The following is a 16,420-nucleotide window of genomic DNA, read 5'->3' as shown; positions in this document are numbered from 1 at the left end:
GCAAAAATGTAATTAAAAAACGTATTAGGATGACCTAAATCAACATATATCGACTAATTGGTTCAATTTGAAAGAAAATTACTTACAAATTTGATCCCTGTTCTCTATTTAGGCCAATGCGTCATCTGCGCATAAGTCACACCATAAGTTGATTTATAACAATCCAGTGATTGATAAGGCTTTTATTTTCATAAAAAGCTCATATAATTCATTTAACTTTGCTTTACCCAGCAATTTACCTTTGCTGTCCAACAGGAGTGAAATATGGAATACAACACCTCAGAACTCTGCGACATGTATATAGATGTAGTCGATGTCGTCGAACCAATGTTCAGTAACTACGGTGGTTGCAGCTCCTTCGGTGGCTCAATCAGTACAATTAAGTGTTTTGAAGATAATGGCTTGATTGCTGATGCTTTAGAAGAAGACGGTGAAGGTAAAGTCCTATTAGTCGATGGTGGTGGATCGTTAAGACGTGCGCTACTCGATGCTAGAATTGCTGAAATTGCTGTAGCCAATAATTGGGAAGGTATTCTCATTTACGGTTCAGTACGTGACGTTGACGCTCTTGAAGAACTTGATATTGGTATCCAAGCGCTTGCTTCGATTCCTGTCGGTGCTGAAAGTAACGGTGTGGGCGAAATCGAAATTCCAGTTAATTTTGGTGGCGTGACCTTCTTACCGGGTGATCATATCTATGCTGATAACACGGGCGTTATTCTGTCTCCAGAACCATTAGATATTGAATAACCCCGTCATAGCCAATTTAGCTTTGTAAAAAGCTGGCAGACAATTCCTTTAAAAACCAGCTATGCTGGTTTTTTTGTGGCTGTAATTCGGAGAATCACCATGTTTAGCGCATTTACTCAGCAGCATTGCGATGCATTATTAAGTTTACGCCCTAATGAAACCAAAATAGGCCAACAGGTTTATCTGGCATCTGCTGAACTGTCATTAGCACAAAATGCACAACAGGCTAAATCCAGTGGCGCCCAGTTTGCCATTATTGCCATTGCAGAAGATGTGGGACCACGAGCTAACCTCGGCCGAGGCGGCGCTGATGATGCCTTTATCGCTAGCATGAAACAGTTGATTAATTTACACTCCAATCGATTTCTTAATGGTAACGAATGTGCCATTTTAGGCCAAATCAGTCTTGATACATCAGTATCCACAACCGCTACCGTTGAACAATTACGCCAAGCAACCGCACAATTGGATGACATCGTCATTGCTGCAGTAAGTGAAATCATGCAAGCAGGATTAGAACCCATCGTTATCGGCGGCGGCCACAATAATGCTTATGGTTTATTAATGGCAACAAAAGCCACTACAGGCCTACCTGTCGCAGCCGTCAACCTCGATCCACACAGTGATTTTAGACCACGAGAAGGTCGCCACAGCGGTAATGGATTTAGTTATGCCGCCGCCAATGGCGCACTCGACCATTATCATATTCTCGGCTTGCATGAATTAAAAAATAGTGAAGAAACCCTAGAACAACTGAGCCTGTTTGGCGCTACATGGAACAGTTTTCAACAAATTTGGATCCGGCGTGAACTGTCGCTAGAAACTGCATTAAAACAAATCGCTAAAGCATTAAATCAAACCCAACTGCCCGTCGCATTAGAGCTCGATGTCGATGCGATTGCCAATATGCCCAGCAGTGCAGCGACTTTTGCCGGTATATCGATACTCGATGCCTGCCATTATGTGCATTATATTGCTAAGCATTGTCCATGCCATTACGCTCATTTTGCAGAAACTGCCCCAGCATGTCATCACGCGGGTTTAGAAGCGGGTTACCGCGATGCAGGTCAAGGTCTCAGTGAGTTAATTTATGCTTATCTTCAGGGTCGATTAACCGGTCTGAATTAGAATCAGCTACGGCTATTCATTAAAGGCTAATTTTATGCTCTAATGCAGGCAATTTTTTAGCCTTAACTGCTGCTTTTTATTGGGGCTAATCGACGCGAAGCTCATTGCTGCGTTCAAGTTGAAGTGAAATGTATATTAGGTGCAAGGTAAGACAACTAATTGATTGTTGTCACACTCTCGCACCACAGCATTTCAGCAATCATTCGCAATGGCATACACTCGCTATTAATTATCGCACATTATAGGAATAGACCGATGTCTGAAGGCGAACCGAAAAACACTCATTTTGGATATAAAACTGTCGAAGCCGATAAAAAAGCAGACTTAGTCGCTGACGTGTTTCATTCCGTCGCGGCAAAATACGACATTATGAATGACGTGATGTCTTTTGGAGTTCACCGCTTTTGGAAGCGCCACACCATTGAAGTCGCGGCTGCAAGACCGGGGATGAAAGTGCTTGATTTAGCCGGTGGTACTGGCGATCTCACGGCTAAGTTTTCACATTTAGTCGGCGATAGAGGTCAAGTCGTTCTTGCTGACATTAATGATTCAATGCTCAAGGTCGGTCGCACTAAATTACGTGACAAAGGTATCGTCAATAACGTCAGCTATGTTCAAGCTAACGCTGAAGCACTGCCGTTTCCTGATAACCATTTTGATATCATCACTATCGCGTTTGGTTTACGTAATGTTACCGATAAAGATGCGGCGTTACGTTCAATGCAACGAGTATTAAAGCCCGGTGGAAAACTACTCGTGCTTGAGTTTTCAACACCTAAACATGAATTAATGCGTAAAGTTTACGACATGTATAGCTTTAAGGTGTTACCTAAAATGGGCGCATTAATCACTAAAGATGCTGACAGCTACGAATACCTTGCCGAATCAATTCGGATGCATCCTGATCAAGAAACGCTTAAACAAATGATGGTAGATGCAGGTTTTGAACAAGTCGACTACACCAACATGACAGACGGCGTTGTCGCATTACATAGAGGTTATAAGTTCTAATGACCCCTAATCACTTTGCTTTGTTAACTTGTGCTGCCATTGAAACCGCCTTTAACCAACTGCCAGCACAGGCTAAAAGTGACTATGCTCGCCAAAAGTCATTGCACGGCAAAGTATTTTGTATCCAGCTGAGTCAGTTAAATTGGCCCATTTATTTGGTGTTTGCCAAACAAATTCAAGTACTCAGCCATTACGAAGGTGATGTAGCAGTAACCGTACGTGCTGATGTATCAACATTATATCAGCTGACTGAAGGCGCTAATTTAACTGAGCTTATCAAACAAGATAAACTCAGTTTGGAAGGCGATATTCAATTACTGCAATCGTTAAGCCATTATTTACAGAATATTCATGTTGATTTTGCCGAACCATTATCACGTTATATTGGTGATGCTCCGACGCATAAACTCGTTGCTACAGCAAAACAATTTAACCATGATATCAAGCTAGTCTTACAAAAAACTCGCTCACACATCAGCCAGTTAACCACTGAAGAATATCGCCTAGCGCCGCATAAAATCGAATGGCTACATTTTCGTGATAATCTGGACGAACTGGTGAGTCAAACCGAACGTATCGAAGCCAAAATAGCCCAAATAAGAGATCAAATAACGCAATGACAACTGCAAGTATCAGGCGTGGTTACCATGTCATTAAAACCATTCTGCATTTTGGCTTAGATGACTTAATACCTAAACACAAAAAGCCCTGGTATTTCGCCATTGTGCGCAACAGCTTATTTTGGATCCGTAATAAGCATAAAACTAAATCGCCTGCAGAGCGCTTAAAATTAGCGATGCAAGATTTAGGGCCGGTATACATCAAATTAGGGCAAATGCTGTCGACTCGCCGTGATTTACTTGACGACGAATGGGCGTATCAGTTGGCCATGTTGCAAGACAGAGTGCCACCGTTTGATTCTGCTTTAGCACGAGAAGCCATTGAAGCTGAGCTTGGTGCTCCTATCGCAACCTATTTTGATGACTTTAATGACACGCCATTAGCCTCCGCCTCAATATCGCAAGTACACACCGCTACCTTAAAATCTAACGGTAAAGCCGTGGTGCTTAAAGTGCTGCGACCTAATGTTGAGCAGCAGATATTAGCTGACTTACAGTTAATGACTCAAACGGCTAACTTACTCGAAACCTTATTAGGTGACGGTAATCGTTTACGCCCAGCAGAAGTGATTGAAGATTACCGCACCACCATTTTAGGCGAGCTAAACTTAAAGCTAGAAGCGCTTAACGCCATCAAGCTGCGCAATAATTTTCTGGATTCTAATTCGCTGTATGTGCCTTTTGTTTACGAAGAACACAGTTATCAACGCCTTATGGTCATGGAACGCATTTACGGTATTCCAGTCTCTGACACCGAAGCGTTACGAGCTCAAGGTACCAACTTTAAACTGCTTGCTGAACGCGGTGTGGAATTGTTTTTCACCCAAGTGTTTCGCGACAATTTTTTCCACGCAGATATGCATCCAGGCAATATTTTTATCAGTCGTGAACATCCAGACGACCCATTTTATATCGGCCTAGACTGCGGCATTATGGGCACATTAACCGAAGTGGATAAACGTTACCTAGCAGAAAACTTTTTAGCCTTTTTTAATCGCGATTATCACCGTATTGCCCAGCTGTATATTGAGTCAGGTTGGGTATCTGAACACACAGATATTATTGCGTTTGAACAAGCTGTAAAAGTAGTTTGCGAACCCATGTTTAATAAACCATTGGATGAAATTTCATTCGGTCATGTTCTGTTAGAGCTGTTTAGAACTGCGCGTCATTTTGATATTGTGGTGCAGCCACAATTGGTGTTACTCGAAAAAACCTTACTGTATATTGAAGGTTTAGGCCGTCAGTTATATCCACAATTAGATTTATGGCAAACCGCCAAACCCTTCCTAGAAAATTGGATGTCAGAACAAGTTGGCCCTAAAGCCATGTTCAATAAAGTAAAATCAAATGCGCCATTTTGGGCCGATAAACTCCCTGAGTTTCCTGAATTGATTTACGACAATTTAAAACTAGGCCGTAAATTACTCGGCACTCAACAGCAAATGTTAGATAAGTACTTGCGCTACCAACAGAAATCGCACAAGAGTAATTATCTACTTATCACTTCGGCTGTATTATTGATCTGTGGCACAATTTTATTTACTCAAATAGCTACACTATGGCCTGCATATACCTGTATAGGTGCAGGTATATTGATTTGGGCAATAGGATGGCGATCTAGGCCAAAGAATCGTAAGTTTTAGCTAGCACTAATTTATTAGAGGTTCATAATACTTAAAGAATTGGGTGTTATTATGGATTTTGAAATAACTTTTTTACAAAAACCATTTTTACTTTAAAGAGGAAAATCTTCATGGGCGGCATCAGTATTTGGCAGCTTCTAATCGTAGCGTTAATTGTCATTCTATTATTTGGGACTAAAAAATTGCGTTCTTTGGGCGGTGATTTAGGTGGAGCAGTAAAAGGCTTTAAAAACGCCATGACTCCAGAAGATGAAAGTAAATCACTAGAAGACAAAGACCAAACGGCAGCGACTTCGCAACAGGCTGCAGAAAAGCAACCTGAAACAGAATCTAAAGATAAACAGGCGTAATTTATTATGTTTGACGGTATCGGCTTTATGGAGCTGCTGCTGATCGGTATTTTGGGGCTAGTAGTACTAGGCCCCGAAAGACTACCGGTTGCAGTACGTTCGTTAACAGGTTGGATCCGTGCGCTTAAGCGCATGGCTAACTCTGTCAAAGATGAACTTGAGCAAGAGCTTAAAATTGATCAGTTACATGCTGATTTAAAAAAAGCTGAAAGCAAAGGTTTAGCCAATTTGTCGCCAGAGTTACAAGAGTCGATTGATCAGCTGAAAAAAGCCGCTGAATCAGTGAATCGTCCTTATAAGGTTGAAGACACATCACCTGTCGAGCCAAAAAAATCAGCTGACGAGTCTCCTTCAGTCAAAGAAGCTAAGTCATCTGAAGTGACTAGCGAAAACAGTTCAAACCCTAAATCAAACGGATAATCCATGTCGCAACAGCAACCGCTTATTAGCCATTTGCTTGAATTACGTAACAAATTGCTTAAAGCCATTGGCAGCGTGTTATTGGTATTCATTACTATTGTGTATTGGGCTAACGATATTTATCACTACATAGCTCTGCCTTTAATGCGCTCGCTTCCAGAAACGGGCAGTATGATTGCAACCGACGTAGCCGCGCCTTTTTTTGCACCCTTTAAATTAACACTAGTATTAGCATTCTTCATCGCCATTCCCTATGTGCTTTATCAAGTATGGTCTTTTGTAGCGCCTGGGTTATATAAACATGAAAAACGCTTAGTTGTTCCCTTGTTAGCCAGCAGCACTCTGTTGTTTTATCTTGGAATAGCCTTTGCCTACTATATTGTTTTCCCAGTTGTATTTGGGTTTTTCACCAGTGTCGTTCCAGAAGGCGTGCAAGTTGCTACTGATATCAGCAGTTATTTGAGTTTTATTCTAAAATTATTTTTTGCCTTTGGTTTAGCTTTTGAAATACCTGTAGCAGTCGTTTTGCTTTGCTGGGCTGGTGTTACAACACCCGATGAGTTACGCCAAAAACGCCCTTATATTGTAGTAGGAGCTTTTGTTGTTGGCATGGTACTCACACCGCCCGATATTATCTCGCAGACTATGCTAGCCGTACCAATGCTGTTATTGTTTGAAGGTGGACTAATCGCCGCACGTTTCTACAGCAAAAAAGTAGATGAGCCAGAGAACGAAGAAGCTGAAAATTAAGCGATAAAGAAAGGCTCTACAGACTAAAATAATAAGGAAGAATCAATGCGTTTAAGTTTAATTGCCGTCGGGATCGTATTGATCTCGGCTAATGCATATGCCAATACCAATCTTGGCCAGCAACTGTCTATATGTGCCGCTAAAACGGACAAAACTGTGCGATTAACTTGTTATGACGAATTAGCGGCTAATGCTAAACCCAGTGCTCACATAATGACGACGGCAAATACAACTAAGATTGCCCCATCTGAGGCTCCAAGGCCACCCGCTACACCAAACGTTGTGTTACCTTTGGTTGCAACAAGTCCTCAAGTACTCAGCGTTGATGATTTTGGTTTACAAAAGAAAGTCATAGAAGATGAAGTCGATAAGATTTACTCTGAAGTCATTAGTGTTAAGAAAGATGCGTTAGGCGCATTTGTGATAACACTCAGCAATGGTCAAGTCTGGAAGCAAAGTAGCTCAAAGTATTATAAAATCAAAAAAGGTCAACGCATCTTTATTGAAACAGGTGCATTGAATTCATTTTTATTGGGTAGCGATGATCGCAATGCTACTACCCGAGTTAGACGATTAAAGTAACTACAGTACTTTTATTACATGACTCAATACATCGACATTGCTGTTAATCTGCTTAGCGACAGGCTGAAGCACGATATTGACACTATTATCAATGACGCGGCGAAACATCATGTTTCGCCGTTAATTGTTATTGGCAGCGATCTCGATGAAAGCTCCGACTCAATATCTCTCTGCCAACAATACCCGCAACAACTATACTGCACGACAGGTGTACATCCGCATCATGCATCATCTTGGGATCAACATAGCAAAGCACGTTTAACTCAGCTGGCCAAACAAGACACCGTGGTAGCTATTGGTGAATGTGGGCTTGACTACAATCGTGACTTTTCACCACGCCCGGTACAAAGAAAGGCATTTGCAGCGCAATTAGAGCTAGCTTGCGAACTCAATATGCCAGTGCTGATGCATTGTCGTGAAGCTCATAGCGATTTTATCGCCATTGTAAATGAGTATCGAGCTCATCTCCCTAATGCCTTACTACACTGCTTTACTGGTAGTAAAGATGAGTTAATTGAATGCTTAGCCGCTGATTTATACATTGGCATTACTGGGTGGATTTGCGATGAACGTCGAGGGCAAGACCTTGCTCAATTAGTACCATTAATTCCTAATCATCGCATTATGGCAGAAACCGATAGTCCTTACTTATTACCTCGCAGTATGCGACCTAAACCTAAATCGAGTAAAAACTTACCCCAATACTTACCTTATATTGTCGAATACATGGCCAATTTACGCCAACAATCAGTACAATCATTAGCGCAAGAATGTTATAAAAACAGTTGTGACTTTTTCCAACTGCCAGTTCATCTAAACGTGAATAATAACTCATGATGCCCCTCATAACTCATCAGTTACAACAGCAATGTAAATATCACTTTAGGGTGTTAATTGGATTGTTTTTGCTGTTGATTAGCCAAAACTGTTGGGCTAATACACTCTCTGGAGTACCGCTTAGACTGACATCAGACTCCATAACAAAAATTGAATTACACGACTGGGTTTATGCCAATCAAAGTAATGATATTGAAACTCTAAGCACATTATTACAACGGCCAGAAAACAGCTGGAAAAAACTTGATACCAATCAACCATATCAAATAGGCATTAAAAACTATTGGGTGAGTTTTAGTATATTTAATCCCAACGACCATCTATCACGCATTATTGCCTTAGATAACCCATTACTCGACAGTGTTAAAATATACCACCTGATCAATGGGGAACTGGTCAGTACTGAAATAATGGGCGACTCCTTACCGTTTAAGCAACGACCATTACAAAGCAATATCTTTTTATACCCAGTTAATTTTGAACCTGGTGATACACATACTTTTTATTTAAAAATAGACAGCAAAGGTAGCATCAGTTTGCCATTAGTGTTGTGGTCATCAAACGACCTAACACGGCTAACCGAAACTAAGAATTTGTTTAATGGCATGCAAATAGGATTATTACTCGCTATTTGCTTGTTCAGTTTATTTATTGCCCTTGCGTCAGCATCTTATAGTTACAGTTATTACAGCGGCTATGTATTAGGGCTTACGTTACTCACGGCGACAATTCATGGCGTATCATTTCGCTATTTGTGGCCTCAATGGCCCATTATACAACAGTATATTTTCATTATTATTATCCCATTAACATTGGGTTTTTCATTGATGTTTACTGAAAAAGTATTGCAACTAAAATATCATAATCTAAAAATGCTGCGTATTTGTCGCATCATGGCAGTGCTCTGTTTTGGCTTAACGATCATCATGCCATTTATTAACTACAGTTTTGCGCTGTATGTTTTAGCATTTGTGGTGTTAACTATCAGCACAATCCTAATGGCTTTCTCATTAATCCAAGCTTTTAGCGGCCAACGCAATGCCCCTTTATATGCCATTGGCCGTATGGGCTTAATGATTGGGTGCATCATTACAGGGCTAATTTATCTCGGTCTAATCACCCTAAGCATATCGCCACAGATCCCCGTAATGATAGGACTCACTTTTGAAGTCATCACCATGGCGGCAGTGCTCGCCTTACGTTATAACGATGAACGAAAGGCTAAATTTGAGATCCAGCAACAGACATTAGAGCAAGAACAACGGCTGCGAGAAATCCGTGAAGAAGCACTGCGTAGTGAGGCTGGAAATAGTGAAAAACTTGAGCAAATGGTTCAAGAACGGACACTTGAATTAGAAATGGCCTTACGTGAACTCAATGAGGTGAATCAAAAGCTGACAGAACAAAACACCATAGACAGCCTTACTGGGGTGAAGAATCGTAGTGCTTTTGATCGTCGCCTCATTGCAGAAGGCCGTATTAGCCGACGCCAACAGACACCGATGTCTTTGTTAATGATTGATATCGATAAATTTAAAAATATCAATGACCAATATGGTCACCTTAGTGGCGACTACACCATAAAGATGATTGCAAATACATTATGTGAATACATTAAACGTCCAACGGATCTCGTATCACGTTTTGGTGGTGAAGAATTTGCTATTATATTACCGAGTACAGATATAGAAGGTGCTCTGCTAGTTGCGGAGCAAATTCGCCAAGCAATCAGCGAGCTTACCATTGCCCATAATGGTTACACGATACCCTTAACGGTCAGTATCGGTGTGAGTGAGACAATTATCGACAGTGATGAGCATCCAATGCTATTACTAGAACAAGCAGATAAAGCCCTGTATAATGCCAAACGCAGTGGCCGTAACAAAGTCTGCTATTACCCGCTCGAAACAGACGAGATCTAAACCAGGAGTCGAAATTGAATATTATTACTAGTGCCTTTCCACTGCGCAGAATGCGCCGCATGCGTAAACATGAATTTAGCCGTCGTTTAATGTCTGAAAATACCTTAACAGTTAACGATCTCATTTATCCAATGTTTGTGTTAGAAGGTTTTCAACGCTCAGAAAAAATTGCTTCAATGCCAGGAATTGAACGATTTTCAGTTGATCTATTGTTAAAAGAAGCCGCTGAGCTGGTTGAGCTTGGCATTCCGCTTATTGCATTATTCCCCGTGACGCCAGCGGATAAAAAGAGTTTACTGGCAGAGGAATCTTACAATCCTGATGGATTAGTGCAGCGTGCCGTGCGTGAATTAAAGCAAGCATTCCCACAGCTTGGTATCATGACTGATGTAGCTTTAGATCCCTACACGACTCATGGTCAAGACGGTATTATCGATGACACTGGTTATATCATGAATGACATCACCACCGAGATCCTAGTCAAGCAGGCTTTATCTCATGCCGCTGCGGGGGCAGATATTGTCGCGCCATCAGACATGATGGACGGTCGTATAGGTGCAATTCGCCAAGCCCTTGAAGAAAATGGCTTTGTGAATACTCAGATCATGGCTTATTCCGCTAAGTATTCCTCAAGTTATTATGGTCCTTTTCGTGATGCTGTCGGATCGGCTAGTAATTTAAAAGGTGGCAATAAACACAGCTACCAAATGGATCCGGCCAATAGCGACGAAGCATTACACGAAGTGGCATTAGATATCCAAGAAGGTGCTGACATGGTCATGGTTAAACCAGGGATGCCTTATTTAGACATAGTACGCCGTGTCAAAACTGAATTAGCAGTGCCAACATTTGCTTACCAAGTCAGTGGTGAGTACGCCATGCACATGGCTGCTATTCAAAACGGTTGGTTAGCAGAAAAAGCCATTGTGATGGAATCATTACTTTGCTTTAAGCGCGCTGGCGCTGATGGTATTTTAACCTACTTTGCTAAACGTGCTGCTCAGTGGCTTAAAGAACAAAACTCATAAACCTCCGATATTAAGTGGTTATAAAGCCAATCCATCTCGGGTTGGCTTTGTTAATTTAACACTGCCTACTTTGCATCGGTTTTAATTCGATTACCTCGTGGGACAAGTCACATACACCTCATTATCGTGATCAGCTCTACATCATAGCTCATAGTCTCTTAACAGCCCTGTTTAAGCATGCTTGAATACACTCAAGAACAGTATTTTCTTCTTAAGCGAGACATTATCATGCACAATAACGTTAGAACATTATTGGCCACCACGGCACTCTTTTTCAGTGCCCAAATGCTGCCTATGGCCGCATCTGCGAATTCAGGTTGCGCATTTGAAAAAGATCAACAAGGCTTTATGGCAACATGCAGCGAGGAGAAACAAGAAGTGATTTTAACTGGCGTAATCCAACCACAAACTCTAACGACTGAATTACCAGGCTATACAGAAGGGTTTACCAATTACCAAGTTGATGCGCAAGCAATCGATGTACTCAAAGCCATTAAAGAACCGACGCAAATAGTCGTGATTATTGGCACTTGGTGCCCTGACTGCCATCGCGAAACACCGCACTTTATGCGAATTATTGAAGCGGCAGCCAATCCCAACATTGAAGTTGAATACATTGGTGTCGACCGAAGCAAGCAGGACCCTGAAGGTTTAGCGGCAAAATATGCGTTCAGCCGCATTCCAACGTTTATCGTTAAACAGCAAGGCAATGAGCTAGGTCGTATCGTTGAACGCCCTCAAGCCACACTGGAAGCCGATTTAGTTGAGATTTTAAAATAGTTATGTAAGAAGTTATTGAAAATGTTTGTTTAAACAACTAAAAGTAATAACTTAATAATCAAAAAAATAGGTCGCCAATGGCGACCTATTTTTTATTACGCTTATGTCAGTAACTACAACGAGACTTTAGCGGCTATGCGATCGGCTAACAGTTGTAATACGCCTTCGCGAAGTGCGCCACCAGCAAGATGTAAACGACTCATTGATAGACTTTCAAACAACGCGATTAAAATCGCAACTCCCGCAGCAAATGTGGGAGCTTGTTCGGCATTTAAGCCGTTAATACCACTAAGCCTGGCATCTGCTTGCGATAATATTTCATCACGAAAAGCATACAAAATCTTAAGGGTAATCACTTCCGAGCGTTGTCGATGCTGTAACACCGATACCACTGATTGAACCGCACCAGAAGCCCCTACAACACTTTGCCACCCTAAATTGAGTAAGTGAGGACGATGTTCTGCCAAAATCATATTAACGTAATCTACGGCCTGTTCAAAATCGATGCTTTGAAGCGGCGCATGACTAAAAAATCGTTGATTAAATAGCACGCACCCCATTGGCAAACTGGTTTTAAACAACACCTGACTGCCGTCACCAATAATAAACTCGGTACTAGCGCCGCCAATATCAATCACTAACCGGCGTCCCTCACCTTTAGTGGTGGCCACCATACCTTGATAAATCAGTTCAGCTTCGCGCAATCCCGAAATGACCTCGATTGGATGCAACAATATTGGCATCGCTCGCTGGTGAAATTCATCGGCATTACGGATAACACGCAAAGTAGCGGTAGCAAATACAGCCACATTAGCGCTATCGATATGGTGCTGCGCTAACATGTCGGCAAACATGGCTAAGCATTCTAAACCACGCAGCATAACAGGTTCAGACAACATACCGTCATCACCTATACCTTCGGCAAGGCGTACTTTGCGTTTATATTTAGCGATAACAATCGGCTTATTACCCACCGAATTAGCCACTAACATATTGAAACTGTTAGAACCTAATGTTATCGCCGCATACGGCTGAGATACAGTTAACAATGGCATTGACTATGGTCTACGAGTCCTATGGCGTGGCGGACGCGAAGTATTTCCACCACTACGATGCGCACCTTTACTTCCACCATCACGAGTCCGAGATGTAGGAGGCTTACGATGAATACGCGCCGGAGGCGGAATATCATCTAGTAACGCATCTTTATCGTAATTAGATACTGGAATTGAATGATTAATATAAGTTTCAATTTCAGGTAAATTCAGTGCATATTCTTCACAAGCAAAACTGACTGAAATACCTTTCTGTCCCGCACGACCTGTTCGGCCAATACGATGCACATAATCTTCACAATCATCAGGTAAATCATAGTTATATACATGTGACACATCAGAAATATGTAACCCACGAGCGGCCACATCTGTTGCCACTAAAACATCGATATCACCTGAGGTAAATTGCTCAAGAATGCGAATACGCTTCTTTTGCGGAACATCGCCGGTTAACAAACCCACACGATGACCATCACCTTCTAAATAAGACCACAACTTTTCACAGCTGTGTTTTGTGTTCGAAAACACAATCGCTTTATCTGGCCAATCTTCTTCGATTAGACTCAGTAATAAACGCATCTTGTCTTCCATCGACGGATAGAAAATTTCTTCTTTGATATTTTTAGAAGTTTTTTCTAATGGTTCGATTTCAACTTTTTCAGGATCATTCATATGATCGTATGCTAATTCCTGCACTTTCATTGAAAGCGTGGCAGAAAACAACATATTCAAACGTGACTTAGCATCAGGCATTCTGCGGAACAAAAAGCGAATGTCTTTAATAAAACCAAGATCAAACATACGGTCGGCTTCATCAAGCACAACGGCTTGAATGTGGCTTAGACTAATGACACCCTGACGTACATAATCAATAATACGTCCGGTGGTACCAATCAGAATATCAACGCCTTTGTCTAATACAGCGCGTTGGGTTTCATAGCTTTCGCCACCGTAAACAATACCAACTTTCAAGCCTGTATGTGCCGCTAATAACTTGGCATCTTTAGCAATCTGAATTGCTAATTCTCGCGTTGGCGCCATAATAATAGCGCGGGGTTCGGTTGCTTTGCGACTCTCAGGTGCAGCAACATTGAGTAAGTGGTTAAATGTGGCCACTAAAAATGCCATAGTTTTACCGGTGCCGGTTTGGGCTTGTCCGGCAATATCTTTTGCATTAAGTAAAATAGGTAAAGATAACGCCTGTATTGGCGTGCAAAACTCAAAGCCGTTCTCGTTCAATGCCGCGAGTATTTCGGGCTTTAAAGGGAAGTCGGCGAATTTCTGGGTCGATAAATGTGTTTGGCTCATAGCACAAGCATACCTGTAGGGGTTGCAAAAAAAGATTCGATCGTTTGAAATAGCTACATTACTAAAACGGTCTCTTGAAAAGCTATTTAACTGACCCAATATACATGGTAAGCCATTAATAAACTAGCAATGGAACCAAATCTGGAGAACTACATGAGCGATAAAATTGTATACCTAAGCGATGACAGCTTTGAAAACGACGTATTAAAGTCTGAAACACCAGTATTAGTCGACTTCTGGGCTGAGTGGTGTGGTCCTTGTAAAATGATTGCCCCAATCCTAAACGATGTTGCCGAAGAGTACGCAGGCAAACTAACCGTCGCAAAACTAAACGTTGACCAAAACAACGTTTCACCTGCGAAATACGGCGTACGCGGTATTCCAACATTGTTAATGTTCAAAGGTGGCGAGCTAGTGGCAACTAAAGTTGGTGCACTATCAAAGACGCAACTAAAAGAATTCATTGACGCTAAAATCTAACTAGAAATAGCCTAGAAATGTTAAACGGCACAAGTTTTGAACAATTTGTGCCGTTTTTAGATTTTATTTACGCTAAATTTCTGGACGGCCAACATATAAAGTGCTAATTTATTCATCAGATTTTTTCAATTAACCTCTTCTCGTTTATCAATCATAAAATATCTTTTCAAACTTGCTGATTGATTGCGGTAAGCTTCGTCGCGCAAAACAAGACTCCCATACATGAATTTAACAGAATTAAAAGACACGCCAATTTCAGATCTAGTTTCGCTTGCTGAAAGCATGAATCTGGAAAATATGGCTCGTACCCGTAAACAAGATATCATCTTCTCAATTTTGAAAGCTCACGCTAAAAGCGGAGAAGACATCTTCGGTGGCGGTGTATTAGAAATCCTCCAAGACGGATTTGGATTTTTAAGAAGTTCAGATGGCTCATACCTTGCGGGTCCTGACGATATTTATGTTTCTCCAAGTCAAATTCGTCGATTTAACATGCGTACTGGTGACAGTATTTTTGGTAAAATTCGACCGCCGAAAGAAGGCGAAAGATATTTTGCACTGTTGAAAGTCAGTGAAGTCAACTTTGATAAACCAGAAAGCTCTCGCAACAAAATCCTGTTTGAAAACTTAACCCCATTACATGCAGAAGAACGCCTTCGCATGGAGCGCGGTAATGGTTCAACAGAAGACATCACCTCGCGTATTCTTGATCTTTGTTCTCCAATCGGTAAAGGCCAACGTGGTTTGATTGTTGCGCCGCCAAAAGCCGGTAAAACATTATTACTGCAAAACATTGCTCAAAGTATTACTTACAACAACCCAGATGTGGTGTTAATGGTATTACTTATCGATGAACGTCCTGAAGAAGTGACCGAAATGCAGCGCATGGTAAAAGGCGAAGTGATTGCTTCTACCTTTGATGAACCAGCCAGCCGTCACGTTCAAGTAGCCGAAATGGTTATCGAGAAAGCAAAACGTTTAGTTGAACACAAAAAAGACGTCGTCATTTTGTTAGATTCGATTACCCGTTTAGCCCGTGCTTATAACACCGTCATCCCTTCATCGGGTAAAGTGTTAACCGGTGGTGTTGATGCTAACGCACTGCATCGTCCAAAGCGTTTCTTTGGTGCTGCACGTAACATTGAACACGGTGGCAGCTTAACCATTATCGCCACAGCCTTGGTTGATACAGGCTCGAAAATGGACGAAGTAATCTACGAAGAATTTAAAGGTACTGGTAACCAAGAGTTACACCTTTCTCGTAAAGCTGCTGAAAAACGCGTATTCCCTGCGATTGATTTCAATCGCTCTGGTACTCGTCGTGAAGAAAAGCTAACGACAACTGAAGAACTTCAAAAAATGTGGATTTTACGTAAAATCTTACATCCAATGGATGAAGTTTCTGCAATGGAATTCTTAATCGATAAATTGGCCATGACCAAAACTAACGAAGAATTCTTCACAGCAATGAAACGCGCTAAGTAATTAATTACCTAAACGCAAAATAATCGCAAAAATGCCGCTAATTTAGCGGCATTTTTTATGTCTCAATATCGATAATCTATGATTAAAATCTAGAGCGGACTAGGTTCTGCTAGTTCGCTTCACGGCGATAAATGCAGTAGCATCTAGTCTTTGTGCTTGCTATCGCTTTACCGCCTGTCACCGCTCTTCCGCCTTTCAGCATTAGCTCGTATAGTTTCTAGCAGCGAAGCGTCTAGCATCTAGTATTTGTACATCTCCCGCTTACCAT

17 protein-coding genes are annotated in these 16,420 nt (G+C 41.5%); 15 read left to right on the top strand and 2 right to left on the bottom strand.

Translation table 11 applies throughout. The features are described from left to right. Positions 1 to 264 precede the first annotated feature (264 nt). From rraA to GUY17_RS02570, 13 genes are all read left to right on the top strand, one after another. Positions 265 to 750, top strand: coding sequence for a ribonuclease E activity regulator RraA (gene rraA, locus GUY17_RS02630; protein WP_162022217.1), 486 nt, complete (start codon positions 265 to 267; stop codon positions 748 to 750). 99 nt (positions 751 to 849) lie between these two features. After that, positions 850 to 1,878 (top strand): formimidoylglutamase, encoded by a 1,029-nt coding sequence (locus GUY17_RS02625; RefSeq protein WP_162022216.1) that lies wholly within the window; start codon positions 850 to 852, stop codon positions 1,876 to 1,878. A gap of 255 nt (positions 1,879 to 2,133) precedes the next feature. Continuing rightward, entirely contained in the window at positions 2,134 to 2,889 is a 756-nt protein-coding gene (gene ubiE, locus GUY17_RS02620; protein WP_011635964.1) for a bifunctional demethylmenaquinone methyltransferase/2-methoxy-6-polyprenyl-1,4-benzoquinol methylase UbiE, read from the top strand. Continuing rightward, positions 2,889 to 3,509, top strand: coding sequence for an SCP2 domain-containing protein (locus tag GUY17_RS02615; protein ID WP_162022215.1), 621 nt, complete (start codon positions 2,889 to 2,891; stop codon positions 3,507 to 3,509). The genes ubiE and GUY17_RS02615 overlap by 1 nt, the downstream gene beginning before the upstream one ends. Continuing rightward, on the top strand, positions 3,506 to 5,155 hold the full coding sequence (ubiB, locus tag GUY17_RS02610) for a ubiquinone biosynthesis regulatory protein kinase UbiB (RefSeq protein ID WP_101086253.1): 1,650 nt from the start codon (positions 3,506 to 3,508) through the stop codon (positions 5,153 to 5,155). The genes GUY17_RS02615 and ubiB overlap by 4 nt, the downstream gene beginning before the upstream one ends. A gap of 110 nt (positions 5,156 to 5,265) precedes the next feature. Then, complete coding sequence (gene tatA / locus GUY17_RS02605; RefSeq protein WP_101086254.1) at positions 5,266 to 5,505, top strand: Sec-independent protein translocase subunit TatA; 240 nt, start codon at positions 5,266 to 5,268, stop codon at positions 5,503 to 5,505. 6 nt (positions 5,506 to 5,511) lie between these two features. Further along, positions 5,512 to 5,925 (top strand): Sec-independent protein translocase protein TatB, encoded by a 414-nt coding sequence (gene tatB / locus GUY17_RS02600; RefSeq protein ID WP_101086255.1) that lies wholly within the window; start codon positions 5,512 to 5,514, stop codon positions 5,923 to 5,925. 3 nt (positions 5,926 to 5,928) lie between these two features. Further along, positions 5,929 to 6,675, top strand: a complete 747-nt coding sequence (gene tatC / locus GUY17_RS02595; protein WP_162022214.1) for a twin-arginine translocase subunit TatC — start codon at positions 5,929 to 5,931, stop codon at positions 6,673 to 6,675. 45 nt (positions 6,676 to 6,720) lie between these two features. Then, complete coding sequence (locus GUY17_RS02590; protein WP_101086257.1) at positions 6,721 to 7,257, top strand: hypothetical protein; 537 nt, start codon at positions 6,721 to 6,723, stop codon at positions 7,255 to 7,257. A gap of 18 nt (positions 7,258 to 7,275) precedes the next feature. Next, positions 7,276 to 8,094: a TatD family hydrolase gene (locus GUY17_RS02585; RefSeq protein WP_162022213.1), complete on the top strand. Its 819-nt coding sequence runs from the start codon at positions 7,276 to 7,278 to the stop codon at positions 8,092 to 8,094. Then, positions 8,091 to 10,016, top strand: a complete 1,926-nt coding sequence (locus tag GUY17_RS02580) for a diguanylate cyclase (RefSeq protein ID WP_162022212.1) — start codon at positions 8,091 to 8,093, stop codon at positions 10,014 to 10,016. Before GUY17_RS02585 ends, GUY17_RS02580 begins: the two co-directional genes overlap by 4 nt. A gap of 14 nt (positions 10,017 to 10,030) precedes the next feature. Then, positions 10,031 to 11,044 (top strand): porphobilinogen synthase, encoded by a 1,014-nt coding sequence (gene hemB, locus GUY17_RS02575; RefSeq protein WP_162022211.1) that lies wholly within the window; start codon positions 10,031 to 10,033, stop codon positions 11,042 to 11,044. Positions 11,045 to 11,272: 228 nt separating this feature from the next. Further along, positions 11,273 to 11,824 (top strand): thioredoxin family protein, encoded by a 552-nt coding sequence (locus tag GUY17_RS02570; protein ID WP_162022210.1) that lies wholly within the window; start codon positions 11,273 to 11,275, stop codon positions 11,822 to 11,824. Positions 11,825 to 11,937: 113 nt separating this feature from the next. Here the strand turns inward: GUY17_RS02570 and GUY17_RS02565 are convergent, their stop codons facing one another. Together GUY17_RS02565 and rhlB are read right to left on the bottom strand one after the other, a co-directional pair. Further along, complete coding sequence (locus GUY17_RS02565) at positions 11,938 to 12,879, bottom strand: exopolyphosphatase (protein ID WP_101086262.1); 942 nt, start codon at positions 12,877 to 12,879, stop codon at positions 11,938 to 11,940. A gap of 3 nt (positions 12,880 to 12,882) precedes the next feature. Then, complete coding sequence (gene rhlB / locus GUY17_RS02560; RefSeq protein WP_101086263.1) at positions 12,883 to 14,187, bottom strand: ATP-dependent RNA helicase RhlB; 1,305 nt, start codon at positions 14,185 to 14,187, stop codon at positions 12,883 to 12,885. Between the two features lie 153 nt (positions 14,188 to 14,340). Here rhlB and trxA point away from each other — a divergent pair, with 153 nt between their 5' ends. Continuing rightward, the gene (gene trxA / locus GUY17_RS02555; RefSeq protein WP_011635949.1) at positions 14,341 to 14,667 is read left to right on the top strand and encodes a thioredoxin TrxA; all 327 of its coding nucleotides are present in this window, start codon (positions 14,341 to 14,343) and stop codon (positions 14,665 to 14,667) included. A gap of 222 nt (positions 14,668 to 14,889) precedes the next feature. Next, a complete protein-coding gene (gene rho / locus GUY17_RS02550; protein WP_059747484.1) occupies positions 14,890 to 16,152 on the top strand; it encodes a transcription termination factor Rho in 1,263 nt (420 codons plus the stop codon). Positions 16,153 to 16,420 lie beyond the last annotated feature (268 nt).

Origin of the sequence: Shewanella sp. Arc9-LZ, assembly GCF_010092445.1 — a bacterium.
Lineage (GTDB): Bacteria > Pseudomonadota > Gammaproteobacteria > Enterobacterales > Shewanellaceae > Shewanella.
This window is presented reverse-complemented; position numbering and strand designations above follow the sequence as displayed.

Coding starts and splice junctions, on each gene's coding strand:
- rraA (WP_162022217.1), top strand. CDS start 265: ATGGAATACAACACCTCAGAACTCTGCGACATGTATATAGATGTAGTC.
- GUY17_RS02625 (WP_162022216.1), top strand. CDS start 850: ATGTTTAGCGCATTTACTCAGCAGCATTGCGATGCATTATTAAGTTTA.
- ubiE (WP_011635964.1), top strand. CDS start 2,134: ATGTCTGAAGGCGAACCGAAAAACACTCATTTTGGATATAAAACTGTC.
- GUY17_RS02615 (WP_162022215.1), top strand. CDS start 2,889: ATGACCCCTAATCACTTTGCTTTGTTAACTTGTGCTGCCATTGAAACC.
- ubiB (WP_101086253.1), top strand. CDS start 3,506: ATGACAACTGCAAGTATCAGGCGTGGTTACCATGTCATTAAAACCATT.
- tatA (WP_101086254.1), top strand. CDS start 5,266: ATGGGCGGCATCAGTATTTGGCAGCTTCTAATCGTAGCGTTAATTGTC.
- tatB (WP_101086255.1), top strand. CDS start 5,512: ATGTTTGACGGTATCGGCTTTATGGAGCTGCTGCTGATCGGTATTTTG.
- tatC (WP_162022214.1), top strand. CDS start 5,929: ATGTCGCAACAGCAACCGCTTATTAGCCATTTGCTTGAATTACGTAAC.
- GUY17_RS02590 (WP_101086257.1), top strand. CDS start 6,721: ATGCGTTTAAGTTTAATTGCCGTCGGGATCGTATTGATCTCGGCTAAT.
- GUY17_RS02585 (WP_162022213.1), top strand. CDS start 7,276: ATGACTCAATACATCGACATTGCTGTTAATCTGCTTAGCGACAGGCTG.
- GUY17_RS02580 (WP_162022212.1), top strand. CDS start 8,091: ATGATGCCCCTCATAACTCATCAGTTACAACAGCAATGTAAATATCAC.
- GUY17_RS02570 (WP_162022210.1), top strand. CDS start 11,273: ATGCACAATAACGTTAGAACATTATTGGCCACCACGGCACTCTTTTTC.
- GUY17_RS02565 (WP_101086262.1), bottom strand. CDS start 12,879: ATGCCATTGTTAACTGTATCTCAGCCGTATGCGGCGATAACATTAGGT.
- rhlB (WP_101086263.1), bottom strand. CDS start 14,187: ATGAGCCAAACACATTTATCGACCCAGAAATTCGCCGACTTCCCTTTA.
- trxA (WP_011635949.1), top strand. CDS start 14,341: ATGAGCGATAAAATTGTATACCTAAGCGATGACAGCTTTGAAAACGAC.
- rho (WP_059747484.1), top strand. CDS start 14,890: ATGAATTTAACAGAATTAAAAGACACGCCAATTTCAGATCTAGTTTCG.